Origin of the sequence: Pseudoflavitalea sp. G-6-1-2 (assembly GCF_012927185.1) — a bacterium.
Classification (GTDB): Bacteria; Bacteroidota; Bacteroidia; order Chitinophagales; family Chitinophagaceae; genus Pseudobacter.
Genome location: NZ_JABBGB010000001.1, coordinates 2,244,883 through 2,263,572 on the forward strand (window position 1 = coordinate 2,244,883; position 18,690 = coordinate 2,263,572).

General features: G+C 47.4%; 23 protein-coding genes. 6 read left to right on the plus strand and 17 right to left on the minus strand.

The window, feature by feature from the left end:
• The first annotated feature begins 54 nt into the window (after positions 1-54).
• The gene (gene queD, locus HHL16_RS09415) at positions 55-411 is read left to right on the plus strand and encodes a 6-carboxytetrahydropterin synthase QueD (protein WP_169424864.1); all 357 of its coding nucleotides are present in this window, start codon (positions 55-57) and stop codon (positions 409-411) included.
• Between the two features lie 24 nt (positions 412-435).
• Here the strand turns inward: queD and HHL16_RS09420 are convergent, their stop codons facing one another.
• Positions 436-909: a DoxX family protein gene (locus tag HHL16_RS09420; RefSeq protein ID WP_346766830.1), complete on the minus strand. Its 474-nt coding sequence runs from the start codon at positions 907-909 to the stop codon at positions 436-438.
• A gap of 164 nt (positions 910-1,073) precedes the next feature.
• Here HHL16_RS09420 and HHL16_RS09425 point away from each other — a divergent pair, with 164 nt between their 5' ends.
• On the plus strand, positions 1,074-2,144 hold the full coding sequence (locus HHL16_RS09425; RefSeq protein WP_169424866.1) for a hypothetical protein: 1,071 nt from the start codon (positions 1,074-1,076) through the stop codon (positions 2,142-2,144).
• Between the two features lie 395 nt (positions 2,145-2,539).
• On the opposite strand, the gene HHL16_RS09430 is transcribed toward HHL16_RS09425, so the two are convergent.
• Entirely contained in the window at positions 2,540-4,363 is a 1,824-nt protein-coding gene (locus tag HHL16_RS09430; protein WP_169424867.1) for a PDZ domain-containing protein, read from the minus strand.
• Positions 4,364-4,439: 76 nt separating this feature from the next.
• On the opposite strand from HHL16_RS09430, the gene HHL16_RS09435 reads away from it, so the two are divergent.
• A complete protein-coding gene (locus HHL16_RS09435) occupies positions 4,440-4,916 on the plus strand; it encodes a nucleoside deaminase (RefSeq protein ID WP_169424868.1) in 477 nt (158 codons plus the stop codon).
• On the opposite strand, the gene HHL16_RS09440 is transcribed toward HHL16_RS09435, so the two are convergent.
• On the minus strand, positions 4,913-5,275 hold the full coding sequence (locus HHL16_RS09440) for a hypothetical protein (RefSeq protein WP_169424869.1): 363 nt from the start codon (positions 5,273-5,275) through the stop codon (positions 4,913-4,915). The genes HHL16_RS09435 and HHL16_RS09440 overlap by 4 nt on opposite strands.
• Before the next feature lie 25 nt (positions 5,276-5,300).
• Positions 5,301-5,867: a sigma-70 family RNA polymerase sigma factor gene (locus tag HHL16_RS25215; RefSeq protein WP_169424870.1), complete on the minus strand. Its 567-nt coding sequence runs from the start codon at positions 5,865-5,867 to the stop codon at positions 5,301-5,303.
• Positions 5,868-5,978: 111 nt separating this feature from the next.
• On the opposite strand from HHL16_RS25215, the gene HHL16_RS09450 reads away from it, so the two are divergent.
• Entirely contained in the window at positions 5,979-6,749 is a 771-nt protein-coding gene (locus HHL16_RS09450) for a C40 family peptidase (protein ID WP_169424871.1), read from the plus strand.
• Here the strand turns inward: HHL16_RS09450 and HHL16_RS09455 are convergent, their stop codons facing one another.
• The 4 genes from HHL16_RS09455 to HHL16_RS09470 form a co-directional block, all read right to left on the minus strand.
• Entirely contained in the window at positions 6,750-7,169 is a 420-nt protein-coding gene (locus tag HHL16_RS09455; protein ID WP_169424872.1) for a sulfite exporter TauE/SafE family protein, read from the minus strand. It abuts the gene before it with no gap.
• Positions 7,170-7,215: 46 nt separating this feature from the next.
• Entirely contained in the window at positions 7,216-7,758 is a 543-nt protein-coding gene (locus HHL16_RS09460; protein WP_169424873.1) for an inorganic diphosphatase, read from the minus strand.
• Between the two features lie 201 nt (positions 7,759-7,959).
• Complete coding sequence (locus tag HHL16_RS09465) at positions 7,960-8,370, minus strand: hypothetical protein (protein ID WP_169424874.1); 411 nt, start codon at positions 8,368-8,370, stop codon at positions 7,960-7,962.
• 117 nt (positions 8,371-8,487) lie between these two features.
• Complete coding sequence (locus HHL16_RS09470; RefSeq protein WP_169424875.1) at positions 8,488-9,507, minus strand: PhoH family protein; 1,020 nt, start codon at positions 9,505-9,507, stop codon at positions 8,488-8,490.
• Between the two features lie 193 nt (positions 9,508-9,700).
• Between HHL16_RS09470 and HHL16_RS09475 the strand changes: the two genes are divergently transcribed.
• Positions 9,701-10,252: a thioredoxin family protein gene (locus HHL16_RS09475; RefSeq protein WP_169424876.1), complete on the plus strand. Its 552-nt coding sequence runs from the start codon at positions 9,701-9,703 to the stop codon at positions 10,250-10,252.
• Between the two features lie 94 nt (positions 10,253-10,346).
• On the opposite strand, the gene HHL16_RS09480 is transcribed toward HHL16_RS09475, so the two are convergent.
• The 9 genes from HHL16_RS09480 to HHL16_RS09520 all read right to left on the minus strand — a co-directional run bounded on the left by HHL16_RS09480 (position 10,347) and on the right by HHL16_RS09520 (position 17,099).
• Complete coding sequence (locus HHL16_RS09480; RefSeq protein WP_169424877.1) at positions 10,347-10,871, minus strand: YdeI/OmpD-associated family protein; 525 nt, start codon at positions 10,869-10,871, stop codon at positions 10,347-10,349.
• Between the two features lie 27 nt (positions 10,872-10,898).
• Entirely contained in the window at positions 10,899-11,186 is a 288-nt protein-coding gene (locus tag HHL16_RS09485) for a hypothetical protein (protein WP_169424878.1), read from the minus strand.
• A 246-nt stretch (positions 11,187-11,432) separates the two neighbouring features.
• Positions 11,433-12,761, minus strand: coding sequence for an adenosylhomocysteinase (gene ahcY, locus HHL16_RS09490; RefSeq protein ID WP_169424879.1), 1,329 nt, complete (start codon positions 12,759-12,761; stop codon positions 11,433-11,435).
• Positions 12,762-12,856: 95 nt separating this feature from the next.
• Complete coding sequence (locus HHL16_RS09495; RefSeq protein ID WP_169424880.1) at positions 12,857-13,267, minus strand: Rrf2 family transcriptional regulator; 411 nt, start codon at positions 13,265-13,267, stop codon at positions 12,857-12,859.
• Between the two features lie 54 nt (positions 13,268-13,321).
• Positions 13,322-13,546: a LuxR C-terminal-related transcriptional regulator gene (locus HHL16_RS09500; protein WP_169424881.1), complete on the minus strand. Its 225-nt coding sequence runs from the start codon at positions 13,544-13,546 to the stop codon at positions 13,322-13,324.
• Between the two features lie 312 nt (positions 13,547-13,858).
• Positions 13,859-14,575 carry a 4-hydroxy-tetrahydrodipicolinate reductase gene (gene dapB, locus HHL16_RS09505; protein WP_169424882.1) on the minus strand — a complete coding sequence of 239 codons (717 nt, stop codon included), beginning with the start codon at positions 14,573-14,575 and terminating at the stop codon, positions 13,859-13,861.
• Positions 14,576-14,602: 27 nt separating this feature from the next.
• Positions 14,603-15,328, minus strand: a complete 726-nt coding sequence (locus tag HHL16_RS09510) for a DUF5683 domain-containing protein (protein WP_169424883.1) — start codon at positions 15,326-15,328, stop codon at positions 14,603-14,605.
• Between the two features lie 10 nt (positions 15,329-15,338).
• On the minus strand, positions 15,339-16,262 hold the full coding sequence (locus tag HHL16_RS09515) for a ParB/RepB/Spo0J family partition protein (RefSeq protein WP_169424884.1): 924 nt from the start codon (positions 16,260-16,262) through the stop codon (positions 15,339-15,341).
• A gap of 36 nt (positions 16,263-16,298) precedes the next feature.
• Positions 16,299-17,099 carry an AAA family ATPase gene (locus HHL16_RS09520; RefSeq protein ID WP_169424885.1) on the minus strand — a complete coding sequence of 267 codons (801 nt, stop codon included), beginning with the start codon at positions 17,097-17,099 and terminating at the stop codon, positions 16,299-16,301.
• 282 nt (positions 17,100-17,381) lie between these two features.
• On the opposite strand from HHL16_RS09520, the gene HHL16_RS09525 reads away from it, so the two are divergent.
• Entirely contained in the window at positions 17,382-18,629 is a 1,248-nt protein-coding gene (locus HHL16_RS09525) for a metallophosphoesterase (RefSeq protein WP_169424886.1), read from the plus strand.
• Positions 18,630-18,690 lie beyond the last annotated feature (61 nt).

Genomic DNA, 18,690 nt, shown 5'->3' on the forward strand with positions numbered 1-18,690 from the left:
TCGTCATTTATCCGTATCTGGCAATTACCCTACCTTTGTTTTACATTCTATTCTATGCTCATCTATAAAGAGTTCACATTCGACTCCGCCCACTTCCTGCCCAATGTACCCGACGGACATAAATGCAAAGAAATGCATGGCCATACCTATCGTCTCCGCGTATGGATAGAAGGGCAGCCCGATCCGCATCTCGGATGGGTGATGGATTTTGCCGTACTGAAAAAAATAATCAAACCGGTGGTAACTGCACTCGATCATAAATGCCTCAACAATATTCCGGGATTGCAGAATCCTACCTGCGAACTGATTGCCGTTTGGATCTGGGATCAGCTGAAGCCGCAGATTGCGCAAATGATCAAACTGGAATTGCACGAAACGCCCACCTCCGGCGTTGTCTACGAAGGAAAGTAATGCACATTATTCCGAAGTGGCAGGTTATTTGGGGTGTTGCCTGAAGTAATTATCCAGTGATAACGGTCCGCCACCTTCTACGAGGAAGAATATCAGCAGCAGAAAAATCACTACTGTCATCGGAAACATCGATCCGGATGCGAAGATGCCCTGCTGGTTAGCGATGAATACCAGCGCTCCCAGCAGAATCGGGATCTGCAGTGCTACCGCCCATCTGGTGAGCAATCCGATGATGATCATGAAACCTCCGAGAAGGTGCGCCCAGGTTACGCCGATGGCTATCCAGCTGTCGTAGGCCGCCAGCCTTGAGTTTTGAACATACTGCTCTACCGCAGCTGAATTGATCATAAAAGATATTCCCTTGATGAAAAGGCATAATCCCAGTGCAACCCGGATGACTACCAGCCAGCGCGGGTGATGTGTTAAGCTCCACGTGTGGATTTGTTGAAGCGTACCCATGGCAGATATTTTTATGAACAATTGAGAAATTTGTCTCATATAAAGTTACACTTATCCGGGGCGGTTGGCAAGTTAAAATTTGGATGTAAAATATTTTTCACAGTGCCGCGTTTTCTTGAGTATTAACGCTGATCTTTGCGCACATTTTAAACAGTTTTAATCAAATTTCAGCGCTGATCCGACCGTTAAAACAGCAATAACTTATGAAAAGATCCACCTGGTTATGGGCAGGAATAGCTGCCGTAGTAGTAATTGTTTTGGTTCTCGTATTCACCGGGTGGAAACCCGGAACTGCCGGCAAAGCAGCAGAACCCCAAATTCCCCAGCAAACCGCAAAAAAAGACACTGATGTTGTAGCTCCATCTCCTTCTGTACAAACAGCTGCAGCCACTACGCTCGACACAGCGCTTTACAATCAGAAAATGCAATGGATCGTGAACGGAGATTCCACTGGCAAATGGCCGGTGAAAGCCGATTATCCATTACCCGGCGCTATCCTTCCATTCAAAAGAGTACTCGCTTTCTATGGCAACCTGTACTCTACCAAAATGGGTATCCTCGGAGAATTGCCGGAGAAAGAAATGCTGGCCAAATTGCAGGAAGAGGTAAAGAACTGGCATGCTGCCGATACAACCATGGAAGTGGTTCCGGCGCTTCACTATATTGCTGTAACTGCACAGGGCAGCGCAGGCGCTGATGGCAAATACCGCCTCCGCATGGCACATGGACAGATCGATAAGATCCTCGCCATGGCAGAAAAGATCAATGCACTCGTGTTCATCGATATTCAGGTAGGATTGAGCAGCCTGCAGGCTGAAGTTCCTTTGCTGGAAAAATACCTGAAGATGCCGCATGTGCATCTCGGCATCGATCCTGAGTTCTCCATGAAAACAGGCAAGAAGCCCGGTTCTGTAATCGGAACTTTCGATGCTGCCGATATCAACTACACCACTGAATACCTCGCCAAACTGGTGAAAGAAAATAACCTGCCTCCTAAAATGCTGGTAGTTCACCGCTTTACGCAGGCGATGGTTACCAACTACAAGAACATCAAGCTCCGTCCGGAAGCACAGCTGATAATGGATATGGACGGATGGGGAGCAAAGGCAAGAAAGATCAGCACCTACCGTTCTTTCATTCACCGCGAACCCGTTCAGTACACAGGTTTCAAACTGTTCTACAAAAACGATTTCCGTGAGAAAGGCAGTGCAATTATGACGCCCGCAGAAGTACTGAAGCTGAAACCTCAGCCGATTTACATCCAGTATCAGTAAGCCGAACGGTTTTACAATAGCATTTCCGAAAGAAGCATAATAGAAGGCCATCCGTTGAGGGTGGCTTTTTTTGCTGGGTACATGGTGAGGTAGATTCGGGATGATGGGGTGTCCGGCTCGATTTCGCTGATGGTGCAACGGGTAGAGTCACCTTTCATTTACAAGATCAGCTTTGTTGAAAAGCAGGATGGATGAGATGGCCATTGATGGAATAGAGGGCAGGCCGGAGTTGGGGCTGTCAAATGATGGTCTTGAAATCTGTTGCGCAGCAGCTGAGATCAGCAGCACAGTTCAATCCTGCCTCCCTAAGCTTATCGAAGATCCTACTCTGCCCGGCAGATTTCACAACCGAATTTGACAGCCCCAACTCCGGCCGGCAGCAACACTAATCCAATCTATTTTACTGGTTGTGCACCCAGCCATTGCTTCCTGAATTCCAGTTCGGCTGTGCCGGCTGTTTTTCCTTCTTTCTCAAATGAAACCAGCGTGAGTGCAGGACTTTCGGCGAGTATGATCTTTGTACTCACTTTCTGACTGCGATGCTCATATTCGATACCCAGTTCTTCGCCGGGTTTATGTGCGGCGAGTATGGCTTTGAGCTCTTCTTCTTTCTTCACGGGTTTGCCATCGATGGAGATGATGAGATCGTCGATATCGAGGCCTGCATTGTAGAGCGGTGTGCCGAGTACGGTGTTGGATTCGATCTTCAATCCCTTCTCTTCATTCCAACCCACATTACCGATCCAGGCTTTACCGGGATTGGCCTTTTTCAGCGCCAGTCCGGCTTTTGCGAGCAGCGGCGTGTAATCGAGGTACTCATGCCCGTAAATGTATTTTTTGAAGAAGTCGGCTGCAAAGGCTTTGTCTTTGGTGAGGCTGGCCAGAACATCTTCGAGTCCCGGAATAGTATAGGCTACTTCTGGTTTGGCAAATTTCTTCCACACGGCAGCCATGTAATTGTCGAGCGTAAGTTTGAAACGTATGCGCAGTTCCAGCTCCAGCGCCATGGCAACCGATGCGCCGTAGGGGTAGTAGGAAGTATAGACGTTGGCGTAGTTGTTTTTGTCAACCGATGTGCCGGCATCTACAAATACGGCATGCTGACTCATGGTGATGGGAGAGAATCGTTGTGCGCCGGGGCTCACCATCTTGGTGCTTGCATGACCTCCGAGAATAGGATAGTATTTCTCTTCTGCCATGTTTCCGGAACGCTCCATAAGCAGGTTGCCGTAGTATTGAGTGAAACCTTCTGCAAACCACAGTTCGTTGCTCATATTGCTTTTCTCGAAATTGAACGGCTCCAGTGTTTTGGGGCGGATGCGCTCTACATTCCAGCAATGGAAGAATTCGTGGGCGAATACGCCGAGCAGATTGTTCGATCCGTCGAATTCAACGGGAATGGCGATCATGGTTGAGTTGCGGTGCTCCATGCCATCGCCGTCTACCCATGGATTGATGCTGGCGATGAACGTGTAAGTGCCATAATCGAATTCGGGCAGTTCTCCGAATACAGCCTGTGCCTGTTCGGTGATCTTGCGGATCTTTCCTGCAAAGGAAGTAGCGAGGCTGTCGGATGCTTTTGCTTCGAGTGCAAGACGGATCGTATATTCTTTACCGTTGGGATTCTTCTGTTTCCATTCTTTCCAGATCAGTTCTCCGATCTTAACAGGACTATCCATGAAATACTGAAGACCGGGAGCGGAAAACAGTGTAGGATCCTGAGTGGGCTTTAGTTGTGTGGCGATGGTCCAGTTTTTTCCCTGCGGGATATTGAACTTTACATCGATGGGCGATTTGTCGTATCCTTTGATCCACATGAAAGTGGCGGGGATATTGAGTTGCACGCTGCTGCCGTCGATGCCTGCATATGTGCCATCGGGGAAGTTGGCATAGAGCGTGTACTCCAATCTGATGAAACCGCTGTGGCCGTTCACCTGATACACATCTCCGTCGATGCGCGTTACAGTGAGCTCCTTGCCGTTCTGGCTGAATGCTTTTACGTCGTACACATTCTTGCCGAACTCGTGTGTGGCATATCGGCCGGGCGATGAGCGGCTCATGCGGAAGATGGCATTGCGTTCTTTCACGTCGGTCACCGTCATGCTGATGCTGGCCTCGTGGTGTGTGATATTGGGGAACGAAACGATGTAGCTGATCTTCTGGGCAAAACCTGGTCCCATCATCAGTACAAGCAGGATAAGCAGGGAAAATTTTCTCATTTGTTGATGTTATAGTGTCACAAGATAAAAAGAGACATGCTTCATTTAGTAAATTGCCGCTATAAATTAAAGCACTATGACTACAAGGGAGCAGCAATTTATGCAGGCGGCAATAGAGGTGGCCAGAGAGGGCATGAATGGGGGAAAAGGCGGGCCTTTCGGATGCGTTATCGTAAAGGGCGACGAAATAGTGGGTAAGGGCTGTAATTCCGTGCTGTGCAACAACGATCCTACGGCGCATGCCGAAGTGATGGCCATCCGCGATGCGTGTAAAAACCTCAACAGTTTTCAGTTAACGGATTGTGAACTCTACACCAGCTGTGAACCCTGCCCCATGTGCCTGGGCGCTATTTACTGGGCAAGGCCGAAGAAGGTATATTTCGCGGCCAATCGCTACGACGCGCAGGATGCGGGTTTCGACGATTCTTTCATTTACAAGGAGCTGGTATTGCCTTACCAGAGCCGGCAGATCGCTACAACTGAATTCGGAAGGGAAGAGGCAGTGAAACTGTTTGAAGAATGGGGCAAACTGCCCGGAAAAGTGGAGTACTAGTGACCCTGTAATTTTTTGATCACCACATAACCGAGTATCACCAGCGTAAGAATGAGCAGGATGGCCACATACACCCAGGGCGCTTCCTGTACTTTTCTTTTGAGGCGGCGGTCTTTCTTTTTGCTGATGTATTTGTTGAGGTCTTTGTTCAGCTGATCAACGTAGGAGTCGATATTCTTTTTACCGTGAAGTTGCTGCAGTCCTTCGACTGCTTCGTTTTCGAAATCGTTTTCGAGCATCCATGCTTCTACCTCATGTTTGTCCTGCTCAGACAGTTTGCCTGCGAGGTAGTCCATCAGCTTCTGATTGTCGATGTCTTTGTTACTGTTCGATAATATGTTCAACAGGTCGCGGTTCATTGTTATGGCGTGTCTGCTACCGGTTTCAGTGTTTTAATTTTTTTTCGAGTGCCAGTTTCAGGTTGCGTTTTCCGTTCTGGATATAACTTTTAACCTGCATCATGGAGAAGCCGGTTTGTTCAGCGATATCCTGATACGATCGTTTATCGAGATAGAACAAAGTTACGCAGAGTTTCTGCTCTTTGCTGAGTTCTTCCAAAGATTCGCTCATCAGTTCGAGCTGGCGGTCTTTTTCTATGAGTCCGCTGATGCTGGTGTCTTCAGCGGGCGTGGCCACCATCTGTTCTTTTATTTCGGTGGTTTTGCCGTTTTTGTTGCGGAGCTTCATGAGGCAGTGGTTCTTGGCCACCATATAGAGCCAGCTTTTGAAGTATTCCACTTTGTATTTCGGGAGTTCCTGTATCACTTTGAGGAATACCTGCTGAACGGCGTCGCGGGCTTCTTCTTCGTTCTTCAGGTATTTCATGCACACACCAAACAGCAGCATGGTGTATCGCTGCAGAATAACGCCCAGCCAATAGTTGTTCTTTTCGGAGTAGTACCGGCTGAGTAGTTCCTGATCTGTGATATGTGGGTATGCGTCCTGATTCACCGGCTGAAAATTAGCTAATTTCCCTGATAAGATGCAAGCGGGAAAAAATTTCACAACAGCAAACGGAATCCCCGCTTTTTTTATTTCATTTGTTCTGTAAAACCTGTGAATATGCAATATGCAGTTTGTGTGGTGCCGGTATCACCGCTTCGTGCAACCGATAGTCATCGCAGTGAAATGGTGAACCAGCTGTTGCTGGGAGAGAATGCCGTGCTGCTCGAAGAGCAAAAAGATTTTGTGAAAGTGCGCACCGTGAACGACGATTATGAAGGATGGGTACAACGCGGCCAGGTAGAACTGGTGGATGCCATTCCCGGCAATCCATTAAGCAAGATTCTGGTGAGTGATTATACAGATCGTGTAATGATCAACGGATCGGAAGCGCATATTCCGATGGGCACTATCGTAATTGCGCCTGCAGGAGAAGATCTCGTTATCGGCAATTATACACTGCGTTATCAGATTGGCAGTCCATGGAATGCAGCAGGGGCGGCCGTTACAGCCGACGCTATTACGCAGAGGGCCAGCCGCTGTCTCAATACGCCCTATCTCTGGGGTGGAAGATCGGTATTCGGAATAGATTGCAGTGGCTTCACGCAATCGGTGTTCCGCTTCTTCGATTACAAACTGATGCGCGATGCCTATCAGCAGGCCACGCAAGGCGAAGCCATCGGGTTTTTGCAGGAAGCGAAGTGTGGCGATCTTGCGTTTTTCGATAATGAAGAAGGAAGGATTACGCATGTAGGCATTATGCTCAACGATCATGAGATCATTCATGCTTCCGGTAAGGTTCGCATCGATAAGATCGACAATGCGGGGATCATAAATGTTGATACGGGACTGAGAACGCACAAGCTGCGAATGGTTCGCAGATACTTCTAGTTATTGAAACACAGATCTCACCCAACGGATGATGATTGTATCCCATCCAAACAATTTGAATGCAGTGTAAAGCATAATGATGCCGAAGATCTTCTTCAGCATTTCCTGATTGATCTTTACGGCCAGGCTGCTGCCCACGAAACCACCGACGATAAAACCTGCGGCGAGAATGAGAATCACCTTCGGATCGAGTGGGGTACCCATCTTCCGGCATTCGGTGTAGTATTTGAAGAATGCCAGCGCTGCAACAGGCAGGGTCAGCACACCCAGTGAGGTGCCCTGAGCCTGGTGTTGCGAATAATGCATAAAAAATGCCAGCGCCGGTACCATAATTACGCCTCCTCCAACACCGATCAATCCACTCAGTATACCGGCAGCCAGACCGATCATCACGAGGATGATCATTTCCTGAGAAGCCATATCACGAGATTGAATTTGCAATCAGTGAAAGTTAGCGCATTGGCGGCTATTTCTGAAATGATTCCTTGTAGAGGTCTACTGCATTCTGGATAACTTTCAGTGCAGTGGTTTTGTCTCCGAACTCTTCTACGATCACTTTCTTGTTCTCCAGTCTTTTGTATTCTTCGAAGAAGTGGCGCAGCTCACTGAAGAAGTGAGGAGGCAGTTCTTCCATATTGTTGTAGTGGTTAACGCCTGGGTCGTTGGCGGCTACGGCGATGATCTTATCGTCTCCGTCTCCGTTGTCGATCATCTGCATAACACCTACCACTTTGGCTTCCATGATGCAGAGTGCCTGAACGGGCAGTGAGGTGATTACGAGAATGTCGAGCGGATCTTTATCGTCTCCGAGTGTCTGCGGAATAAATCCGTAGTTGCAGGGATAGTAGAATGATGAATAGATTACACGATCGAGCTTCAGCAGACCGCTGTCTTTATCGATCTCATATTTGGCGCGTGAGCCTTGTGGGATCTCGATTACAGCGTTTACAACGCGTGGTGCATTTTCTCCGTAAGGAACCCCATGCCAGGGATGTGAAACAGTTAACATACTTCTTCTAGTTATTCGTCTTCGGTTATTATAAAACAGCTGCGGTGAAGGCAGCATTACAGTAAAGCATTGCAGACGCGTGAGCGTCTTATCCAGCGAAGCTGAACAGGTGCACAAGCAAACGTGGAATTTTTTTTGAGATTGCCGTGGCAAACGGCAACCGGCAGCAGTTCGTTATTGGGTGTGTAGCCGTTAGGAGGCTTAGTGATGCCAGGTATGCACCTGCTTAAGGTCTACCAGCCATTCTCCTTCCTGCTTCACAATGGTGATCACGGTGGTGTCGTGCGATTTGTAACTGTTGGTATACACGTAGTTCACCAGTGAATCGGTAATGGGTTCAATTTTGATGGGTCTGATCTGCGCTTCGCGGTATTGGCGGCGCTCGTCGTCGATCAGTTTATCGTAGTACCCTTTTTTCCAGGTATTGTGGAGCATATGAAGATTGGCAGAATCTTTCAGCATATAGAATTTGGCTTTCTGAACGTCGCCGTCGAGAGAAGCGCGGATGAATTCACGGCCTGCATCCTGTGCGTCGGTAGCCTTTTTATAGCCGCTTTCCTGATTGCAGCTCCAGCAGATGATTGCGAGAACTGGTAGTAGAAAATATTTCATAATGTACAAAAATAACGGATGTAGCTGAATAGGCAACGTGGAGGGGGATAAAAAAGCCCGCAGGGCGGGGCATCGGGTGCCTTTCCTGCGGGCGTAATATGGGTTGAACCCAATGGGTTAGTCGAGACTCTTGTCGTCGAGCCTGTGGCGCTGCTGGCGCCAGTTTGTTGGCTGTTCCGGGTTTTGCTCCGCTTCGAGGTTGTAAGCCTTGATGATGGCTTTAACGAGGCGGTGGCGAACCACGTCTTCTTCGTCCAGCTCTATATGCCCGATTCCGTCTACATTCTTCAGAATGCGCACGGCTTTTTCGAGGCCGCTTCGCTGGTTCTTGGGAAGATCCACCTGGGTCATATCCCCGGTGATGATGGCCTTGGCATTGGCACCGATACGCGTGAGGAACATTTTGAGCTGAAGATCGGTAGCGTTCTGCGCTTCGTCGAGGATGATGAAGGCATGATCGAGTGTACGGCCGCGCATGTAGGCGAGCGGTGCAATTTCGATCACGCGCGTGCTCATGTAATAACCGAGCTTGTCTGCGGGGATCATATCATCCAGCGCATCGTAGAGTGGGCGCAGGTATGGATCGATCTTTTCTTTCAGGTCGCCGGGCAGGAAGCCGAGGCTTTCTCCTGCTTCTACAGCTGGCCTGGTGAGAATGATCTTCTTCACCTGTTTGTTTTTAAGCGCCCTCACGGCCATGGCAACGGCAGTATAGGTTTTACCCGTACCAGCAGGTCCGATGGCGAATACGATATCGTTGCGTTCCGATTGCTGCACCAGTTTTTTCTGGTTGGCCGTTCGGGCACGCACCGTTTTTCCGTTGGGGCCGAAAACGAGCACATCATTCGGATTGCGATCAATGAAATGATCTACCGTTTCTGCGTCATCGCCGCCAAGGATCTGTTCAAAATAATTTTCGCTCATGTGGCCATTGCGTTCTAAATACTGAACAATGAGTTCAATCTTCTCTTTCGCAGTTCCCACTTGTTCCGGTGCTCCACTTAATTTTAGCTGAGTGCCCCTCGATAGAATTTTTAGCAGGGGGAATTTTTTTTTGAGGATGTCTAATTTACCGTTGTTCACTCCGAAGAACTCGATAGGATTAACGGTTTCAAGGTTGATAATTGTGTCTGTCAAGCGCGTCAGATTTAAGTTCACAATAGTGGTACCCTGAGGTACTTACTAACTTCCGTCCATCTATACCAAATCTAATCTTTGGGATAGGTTCAATACAAATTTACATATTAACAGCTTGTGGAAAATAAGCTTAACTATTCCTTTTAGGTTAAATTATCTACATTTAGCGATCTAACTTTTTATTATCATGAAAATGCGTTCGTTACTAATTATTCTTGCGCTGTTTACAGGTTTAGCCACTGTTTCGGCACAACAACCAAAGTCGGCAGAAGCCATTCTCAAAGAGGGTTATGCCGAGGCTAAGAAAGAAAAGAAGAATCTGTTTGTGATGTTCCATGCAAGCTGGTGCGGATGGTGCCATCTGATGGATACATCCATGAACGACGCATCAGTTAAAAAGTATTTCGATAAGAGCTTTGTGATCAAACATATTGTAGTGAGTGAAGCGAAAGACAAGAAGAATCTCGAAACGCCTGGTGGCATGGAGATGCTGCAAAAATATCATGCAGCCGATCAGGGCATTCCCCTGTGGCTGGTATTCGATGCAAAAGGTACATTGCTGGGCGATTCACAGCAAAGACCGGATGGTGTTGGTCTCGATCAGCCGGGGAAGAATGTAGGATGCCCTGCTACGCAGGAAGAAGTGGATCATTTCATCAAAGTTTTGAAAGTGTCAACAACTTTAAAAGAAGACGAACTGGCTGCCATTGCAGCGCGTTTCAGAAAGAACGACAGAGGTCATTAACGTTTGATGTGTTATTCCAATGATAAAGCGGCCCGGAGCCTGTATCGATACAGTTTCCGGGCCGCTTTGTGTTATAGTTTATCCGTCTTAATTATTATAAACCCAGCCTGTCTTTCCTTTCCTGCCGAACACTCCGGAGCATCTGGCTGTAATCGAATTTTTTATTGAGGGCGATGAGGCTCTCTGCAATGCGTTTTGCTTTCGTTTCTTCTGTTTTTGCATTGTCGATATTCTTGCTCCAGTATCGTTGATGAGCAGGAGTGAGAGATTTGAAAAATGCAAGTGCTTCGGGTTCTTCTTCCAGCAACTCCATGAAGTCTTTGTTGAACTGGTACTCTTCTTTATCAACAGTGATTTGCACCTTCAGGGTTGCACCCTTTTTTTTGCCGGTGCCTTTTCTCATGTCGGCATTGATGGGCAGAATGAAGGTGCCGCCACCCATTGGAATGAGATAGGCTCCTTTGAAGGAATAGCTGTCCAGCTTGCCTTTTACGCGAAAAGATTTCTTATTGCCGGGGAGAATTTTCTGGGCGATTTCTTCAGTGATGTCGATATACGACCATCCTGTTTTCTCGCCCATTTTTTCAAACTTGTGTATTACAGCAGTAAATTGAACCATACTCATGATGGTATAAACTTACCTGATTTAGCTGAATTGTGATGCAGTTGGATTCTGCAATTCTTCTTCGATGAGTTCGTGCAGTTTCTTTTCATTGTCCCAGATCCAGCGGGGGAGTGTTTGTTCCATGATCTTCCATGAACCATCTTCTTTCTGCATGCGGAAAAGAATTCTGTTACCTCTGTCGTCTACAACATCTACAGTGAATATTCCTTCCTGCTGTCCGCCCAGCTTGCGGAAATTAAACTCTCTCAGACGACCTTCAGCCTTCAGCAGTTTGGTGAACTGAATATTCTTTACAAAATGAATGCGCATATATGGTTATTAATAATTCCTTTACTATCAATTCTTGTGCTACAAATTGCAGCAATGTGTAATCAGGCCCAAAAAAAATGGGCGGATCAAAATGGCCGGTTGTGGGGAGTGGGTGTAAATGGGCGGACAAGGATTCGTTTGCAAGATAAGGGAAATGCCGGGATTTCCTAATCGGATACCCTTATGGTGGATAACAAAAAAGCCCGGCTGATGGCCGGGCTTTGAATATGCATTGCAAATGACTTTTTAGTATCTGTAATGTTCAGCTTTGAACGGACCATCTTTGGGGATACCGAGGTATTCCGCCTGTTCTGTAGTCAGTTCATCGAGTTCTACACCGATCTTTCCGAGGTGCAGGCGGGCTACTTTCTCATCGAGGTGTTTAGGGAGAACATACACTTTGTTTTCGTAAGCGTTGGTGTTCGTCCACAGTTCAATCTGAGCCAGTGTCTGATTGGTGAAGGAATTACTCATTACGAAGCTCGGGTGACCTGTAGCGCAGCCCAGGTTAACGAGGCGGCCTTCAGCCAGTACAATTACATCTTTACCTTCGATGGTATAGAGATCTACCTGAGGTTTGATGGTGTCTTTGGTGTTGCCATAGCTGGCATTGAGCCATGCCATATCGATCTCGATATCGAAGTGACCGATATTACAAACGATGGCTTTGTCTTTCATTGAACGGAAATGCTTTTCTGTAATGAGGTCGCGGCAACCTGAAGCGGTAACAATGATGTCTGCTTCTTTCACAGCGTCGATCATTTTCTTCACTTCAAAACCGTCCATTGCAGCCTGAAGGGCGCAGATAGGATCGATCTCAGTTACGATAACGCGGCAACCGGCTCCTGCGAGTGATGCAGCAGAACCTTTACCTACGTCTCCATAACCACCTACAACTGCCACTTTACCAGCGAGCATGATGTCGGTAGCGCGGCGGATAGAATCTACCAGGCTCTCTTTACATCCGTATTTGTTGTCGAATTTGCTCTTGGTAACAGAGTCGTTTACGTTGATGGCAGGGATTGGCAATGTGCCTTTAGCCATTCTTTCGTACAGGCGGTGAACACCGGTAGTGGTTTCTTCACTCAATCCTTTGATATGTTGTACCAGCTCAGGGTATTTGTCGAAAGCAATATTGGTAAGATCACCACCATCGTCGAGGATCATATTGAGCGGGCGATCGGCACCACCGAAGAACAGTGTTTGCTCGATGCACCAGTCTGCTTCTTCCTGTGTTTGTCCTTTCCAGGCAAATACGCCGATGCCAGCTGCTGCGATAGCTGCTGCTGCATGGTCCTGCGTAGAGAAGATATTGCAGCTGCTCCATTTCACTTCGGCACCCAGTGCTACCAGTGTTTCGATCAGCACGGCTGTCTGAATGGTCATGTGCAGGCAACCCGCAACACGCGCACCTTTCAGGGGCTGGCTGGGTCCGTATTCTTTTCTCAGACTCATCAGACCTGGCATTTCTGCTTCTGCGAGACGGATCTCTTTGCGACCCCACTCTGCCAGGGAAATATCTTTTACTTTATACGGTAAAGAAAAGTCAATGGTAGACTTTGAAATAGTTGACATATAAATGGTTTGATTTCGTGTGCAAAATTACGAAAAAGGCAGGAAACATAAGCAGTATCCGTGCCAGATCAGGCGGTTATTACAATCAGGAGACATTATTGTTTCGAAATATCCGACACTGATTTCTTCTCTAAGATTTTGAGGGTGGCATCCCTTACCGCAATCATCATATCGTGAAGGCCGCATTGCTTTTCGTCGCAGTTCTTGCAGCGTTCATAGAAATAGAGACTTACGCAGGGGAGCATGGCGATTGGCCCGTCTATCAGGCGCATCACCTTGGCCATGGATATATCTTTGGGCGCTACTTTGAAAAAATAGCCGCCACCCTTTCCTTTTTTAGAGTCGAGGATGTCTGCCTTTTTCAGTTCGAGCAGGATATTCTCCAGGAACTTCAGGGGTATTTTTTTCTTTTTGGCAATTTCAGCGATGAGTACGGGCTGGTTGTCTTTTTTTTCAGCCATGTACATCAGTGCTTTAAAAGCATATTGTGCTTTCTTCGATAACATTTGGGTCTGATTTCGAGGCGAGAAAGATAGAATAATTTTCTGAATAGCTGCGTTTCAGACCAATTTATGCTCATAGGCATATTTGATCAGTCCGATTACAGAGCTGGTTTGCGTTTTCCGAAGGATATTTTTCCGGTGCGTTTCCACTGTACGTTCACTGATAAAAAGGTTGGTGGCAATTTCTTTGTTGCTGAACTCTTTTTCTATCAACCGCAGTACTTCGAGCTCCCTTTCAGTTAATGGGATGGCTGCAGCACTCTTCTCCTGTTGCTTCTTCATAATCTCGTTGGGTTAATTCATTAATGGAGGCATCTTACTGATGCCACATGGCCAATGCGAAAACAAAACTGATTACTGATGGACTGCCGGCAGGCATTTGCCGGTTGCATGTTGTTCGGATGATGGAAAAAAATAATATCCGTAAAATGCCAGGTTGGGGTTTAAATATCGGGCGGAAAGCGGAATCTGCCAGTGTGATTCAGTTAGAAAGTAGCGGTTCATACAGCACAATTTGGTAAAGGTTTCTATACTGAATATAACACTAATTGCAGAACACACGAATTATTTCTGCTCTTAATAACTTGCTTTGGATCAAATTCCAAGCACATCACTCATAGAAAAAATACCTTTTTTGTTTTGCAGAAACTCTGCTGCCAGTACGGCTCCTGTGGCAAAACCCTGACGGTTGTGGGCGGTATGCCTGATCTCGATATCATCGATGGCTGAGGTATAGGTAATCACATGCGTGCCGGGAGCGGGGTCGATGCGTTCGCTGAGTATCACCAGATCGGAAGCATTGCTGCCATCATGATTTACCCATTTGGTCTTTTGTTTGTTTTGCTCCAGTATCTGTTCGGCAAGTGTGATAGCTGTTCCGCTTGGTGCATCTTTTTTCTGTGTGTGATGTATCTCCAGCATCTTCACATCGTACTCAGGATGCGGCTGCATCAATGCGGCCAGCTTTTGGTTGAGGGCAAAGAATATATTTACGCCTACGCTGAAATTGCTGGCGTAGAGCATGGCGCTGTTATGCGCTGTGCAACTTGCTTTGGCGGCTTCATATTTGTCGAGCCATCCGGTTGATCCGCTTACTACAGGCACGCCCGCTTCTATGCAGCGAAGGATGTTCTCATACGCACTTTCCGGACCGGTAAACTCGATGGCCACATCTGCTTTGCGGATATTTTCAATGGTATTGTCTTCGAGATTATCGATAGACACTTTCAATACCACCTCGTGTCCGCGCTGCAATGCAATGGCTTCAATAGCCTGTCCCATTTTACCATAACCGATAAGTGCGATCTTCATAGATGTTAGTTCTGTGTAAGCTTGTTTTTAGCGCAGCGAAGGTAGCCCTTTTGCCCGATTATTTGTACCAAGATTGAACACAAGGCTCAATCCCACAGAATTCCCCGGAAGAATGGCAGGGGTGATGTTCATGGAAATATTGTCGCTGATGTCGAAGTCTTTGAGGTGCGCGTCTACTGTTGCATCCACAATCTGCAGCCCCCAGAAGAGCAGGCCAACCAGTACGGAGTAGTCCATATTCTTACGGTACTCGTTGCGGTAGTTCATCAATGCACTCTGGCTTTTTCTTTCTACCAGCGGCAGCACGCGCGGATGCACTTTTGCCATGCTGTCTGCATTGCCGTAACTGTTGTTGGCTACAATGGAAAGACCATAACGGATACGGTCGTACCATTTTTTATTGTCTACAAACAGGTAGGCGGGGATTCCAATGGCTGCGTAAACGATGGGCAGCTTCCAGTATTTTTTATTGTAGATCTGGCCCCATCCGGGAATGATGGCGGAGCGGATAGTTGCTGTGCGGGGATTGTGTTTCTTCTTCTTTACCGTATCTGTTTTCAGCAATGCACTGGTATCGGCCTGCAGCCTGATGGGAGCCTTGGGCACTGTATCCAGTTTCTTAGGCGCTGTTGTATCGAAGGCATAATGAAGGTAAACGTAGCGATGAACAGGCAACACCACATTCTTTTCATCTGCACGCACAGACGACACACCTATCAGTAACAACAGTATGGCAGAGAGAACACGTATCATGAAAACGATCTTAATTGGCCGTTACACCAATCTGATCGAGAATCTTTGTGAGATCCTGGATCGAGTAATATTCAATCGAGATCATACCATGACCTTTCTTGCTGTGATTGAGTTTTACTTTGGTGCTGAAATGCGATGCTAAATTATCTTCAATTTTCTTGTATGTAGGAGGCAATGTCGATTTTGATGAAGATTTAACAGCGTTCGGTCCCTTGTACATTTTGCGTACAAGCTCTTCGGTTTGCCGTACACTGAGGCCGTTTGTTTTGATCTCGTTGAAGATGAAAAGCTGCGTATCTACTGCATCAACATTGATCAGCGCGCGGGCATGGCCCATGCTGATTACATTGGTGCGAACTGCTACCTGAATATCTGGCGGCAGTTTCAGCAGACGGATATAATTGGCTACTGTACTTCTTTCTTTACCCATTCTTTCTGCTACCTGCTCCTGCGTATGCTGCAGTTCTTCCATCATACGTTTATAGCTCAGCGCAATTTCCATGGCGTTGAGGTCTTCGCGTTGCAGGTTTTCGAGCAGGGCCAGCTCCAGCAATTCCTGGTCGTTGGCCTGGCGGATATAGGCAGGAACATCTTTCAGTCCGGCCAGTTTCGAGGCTCTCCATCTGCGTTCACCTGAGATCAGGCGGTACTTTCCTCCGGGGAGGCCCGATACCGTGATCGGCTGAACCAGATCGTGTATTTTGATGGAGGCTGCGAGTTCATTGAGCGCTGTTTCGTCGAAATCACGGCGCGGCTGTTTGGGATTCGGTTCAATATCTCCAACTGGGATACGTTGCATGGTAGTAACCTGCTCTACAACTGCACCTTTCAGCTGACCAGTGCTTGTTTTGAGATCGGAATCAATGCTCTGCAACAGGGAACGGATTCCCTTTCCTAACGCTTCTTTATTATTTTCTTTCTTTGGGTTGCTCATGAACTGTATTCGTTTACAGATGGTAGTTTGAAATGCTTACTCCAGAATCCTTTCTTCCTGTCTGATCTTGGTCATGTTATTCTTCTGCAGAATTTCTTTGGCAAGATTGAGGTAGTTGATGGCTCCCTTGCTCTGTCCATCGTACAGAATTACGGGTTTACCAACGCTGGGCGCTTCACTGATTCTGGTATTACGGTGGATGATGGTATTGAACACCATTTCGTCGAAGTGTTTGCGCACTTCGTTCACCACCTGATTGCAGAGGCGAAGCCTTCCATCGTACATGGTCATCAGAATGCCTTCGATAACGAGGGCTGTATTGAGGCGGCTTTGTACAATTTTAATAGTATTGAGGAGTTTGCCCAAACCTTCGAGGGCGAAGAACTCGGTCTGAACCGGAACAATCACTGAATCAGCGGCCACGAGAGCGTTTACAGTGATCAGGCCCAGAGAAGGAGAGCAATCGATGATAATGAAATCGTACTCGGTTTTTACCGGCTCGAGAATTCCTTTCAGTACACTTTCGCGGTTGGGGTAGTTGATCATTTCAATCTCGGCACCTACCAGATCGATATGGGAAGGAATCACATCCAGATTGGGGATCTCCGATTTCAATACCACATCTTTGGCAGCAGTTCCGTTAACCATGCAATCGTACAGGCTCTGCTGAATATTGTGCAGGTCGAAGCCCACCCCTGTGGTGCTGTTGGCCTGCGGGTCTGCATCTACCAGCAGTGTTCTGAATTCGAGCACGGCCAAACTAGCCGCCAGATTGATGGCAGAAGTAGTTTTTCCTACTCCTCCTTTTTGATTTGCTACTCCTATTACTCGCGCCATTGTAGAGTACCTAATTTAGTGGATCGTAAAAATGTCCCCAATCAGCAAGACTACAAAATTTAGTTTTGCCCACCGGGAAACCGGGTTATTTTGCTGTAGATTAGCCGATATTTGGGGCCGAAGACCGTAATAATCAACCATTCTGCAGCGATTGCCTGCCATAAAATCCGGGTAAGCCATTACAGCAGGACGGCAAAAATACACTTCCCCCCCAACAATCGCAACCAAAAGGGCTGCTGACTGTTAAATAAAGTTTCAACCAAGGAAATAAATTCTCATCCAATGCGCAATTCCGGATTCTGGTGGATCATCGTGGGTATCATGATCTTACTGGATATTTATGTATATCAGGCCATCAAAGTGGTACTGCCCGATAATTCCCCTAAGACAAGACTTTTCATCATTGCACTATATTGGACGGTCTCCGTCGCCATCATCGCAACGATGGTAGCTTTGCCCTATGTAGACTTCGGAGGTCTCGGCCGCGCATTCCAAACCTATATGCGGGCCATCATCATCGGACTGTTTCTGGCCAAACTCATTATCGGCATCTTCCTGGCCCTCGATGATATCCGCCGTGGTGGCATGTGGGTGATCGGTAAACTGTTCAGCAATCCTTCCGTTCCCATCAATACAAAATCCGATGGCATTACCCGCTCCGCTTTCCTCAGCTGGCTCGGTATCGCTGCCGGCAGTTCGGTTTTCGGCACCCTGCTCTACGGATTCAGCAACAAATACAAATATCAGGTGAACAGAATCCCCATGAGTTTTGCCAATCTGCCGGCTGCATTCAAAGGACTGAAAATTGTACATATCTCGGATATCCATTCCGGCAGCTTTATGGACAAAAAAGCGGTTGCCCATGGGGTAGAGAAGATCATGAAAGAAAAACCCGATCTGATTCTCTTCACCGGCGATCTCGTAAACGACCGCGCCACCGAAATGGAAGAGTACATGGATGTGTTCAATCAGCTGAAAGCGCCATTGGGTGTTTACTCCACTTTAGGCAACCACGATTACGGCGATTATGTGAAATGGGAAAGTGCAGCAGCCAAGGTAGCCAATCTCGAAAGGCTGAAAGCCGTTCATGGCGAACTCGGCTGGAGACTGCTGATGAACGAACACGTGGTTCTCGAAAAAGGGGCGGACAAAATTGCCGTGCTCGGCATCGAGAACTGGGGAGCCAAAGGCAATTTCCCCAAGTACGGAAAGATGAGCGAAGCACATCCCGGCACAGAACAGATCCCATTCAAGATATTGCTCAGCCACGATCCCAGCCATTGGGAGGCAGAAGTGATACCACAATATAAAGATGTAGACCTCATGCTCAGCGGACACACGCATGGCATGCAGTTCGGCGTAGAGCTGCCCGGCTTCAAATGGAGCCCTGTTCAATATATGTACAAACAGTGGGCAGGATTGTACGAAAATGATACGCAGAAATTATACGTCAACCGGGGGTATGGATTCCTCGGTTATCCCGGACGTGTGGGAATATTACCCGAAATTACCGTGATCACCCTGGCATAGCTGATCATCTGACATGATATGGCGTTTATTTCGCATGCGTATTCATGTGAGATGTTATTTT

Bases quoted from the DNA above. Each gene is read 5' to 3' on its own strand.
- queD (WP_169424864.1), top strand. From the start codon at position 55: ATGCTCATCTATAAAGAGTTCACATTCGACTCCGCCCACTTCCTGCCC.
- HHL16_RS09420 (WP_346766830.1), bottom strand. From the start codon at position 909: ATGAGACAAATTTCTCAATTGTTCATAAAAATATCTGCCATGGGTACG.
- HHL16_RS09425 (WP_169424866.1), top strand. From the start codon at position 1,074: ATGAAAAGATCCACCTGGTTATGGGCAGGAATAGCTGCCGTAGTAGTA.
- HHL16_RS09430 (WP_169424867.1), bottom strand. From the start codon at position 4,363: ATGAGAAAATTTTCCCTGCTTATCCTGCTTGTACTGATGATGGGACCA.
- HHL16_RS09435 (WP_169424868.1), top strand. From the start codon at position 4,440: ATGACTACAAGGGAGCAGCAATTTATGCAGGCGGCAATAGAGGTGGCC.
- HHL16_RS09440 (WP_169424869.1), bottom strand. From the start codon at position 5,275: ATGAACCGCGACCTGTTGAACATATTATCGAACAGTAACAAAGACATC.
- HHL16_RS09450 (WP_169424871.1), top strand. From the start codon at position 5,979: ATGCAATATGCAGTTTGTGTGGTGCCGGTATCACCGCTTCGTGCAACC.
- HHL16_RS09455 (WP_169424872.1), bottom strand. From the start codon at position 7,169: ATGGCTTCTCAGGAAATGATCATCCTCGTGATGATCGGTCTGGCTGCC.
- HHL16_RS09460 (WP_169424873.1), bottom strand. From the start codon at position 7,758: ATGTTAACTGTTTCACATCCCTGGCATGGGGTTCCTTACGGAGAAAAT.
- HHL16_RS09465 (WP_169424874.1), bottom strand. From the start codon at position 8,370: ATGAAATATTTTCTACTACCAGTTCTCGCAATCATCTGCTGGAGCTGC.
- HHL16_RS09475 (WP_169424876.1), top strand. From the start codon at position 9,701: ATGCGTTCGTTACTAATTATTCTTGCGCTGTTTACAGGTTTAGCCACT.
- HHL16_RS09480 (WP_169424877.1), bottom strand. From the start codon at position 10,871: ATGGTTCAATTTACTGCTGTAATACACAAGTTTGAAAAAATGGGCGAG.
- HHL16_RS09485 (WP_169424878.1), bottom strand. From the start codon at position 11,186: ATGCGCATTCATTTTGTAAAGAATATTCAGTTCACCAAACTGCTGAAG.
- ahcY (WP_169424879.1), bottom strand. From the start codon at position 12,761: ATGTCAACTATTTCAAAGTCTACCATTGACTTTTCTTTACCGTATAAA.
- HHL16_RS09495 (WP_169424880.1), bottom strand. From the start codon at position 13,267: ATGTTATCGAAGAAAGCACAATATGCTTTTAAAGCACTGATGTACATG.
- HHL16_RS09500 (WP_169424881.1), bottom strand. From the start codon at position 13,546: ATGAAGAAGCAACAGGAGAAGAGTGCTGCAGCCATCCCATTAACTGAA.
- dapB (WP_169424882.1), bottom strand. From the start codon at position 14,575: ATGAAGATCGCACTTATCGGTTATGGTAAAATGGGACAGGCTATTGAA.
- HHL16_RS09510 (WP_169424883.1), bottom strand. From the start codon at position 15,328: ATGATACGTGTTCTCTCTGCCATACTGTTGTTACTGATAGGTGTGTCG.
- HHL16_RS09515 (WP_169424884.1), bottom strand. From the start codon at position 16,262: ATGAGCAACCCAAAGAAAGAAAATAATAAAGAAGCGTTAGGAAAGGGA.
- HHL16_RS09520 (WP_169424885.1), bottom strand. From the start codon at position 17,099: ATGGCGCGAGTAATAGGAGTAGCAAATCAAAAAGGAGGAGTAGGAAAA.
- HHL16_RS09525 (WP_169424886.1), top strand. From the start codon at position 17,382: ATGCGCAATTCCGGATTCTGGTGGATCATCGTGGGTATCATGATCTTA.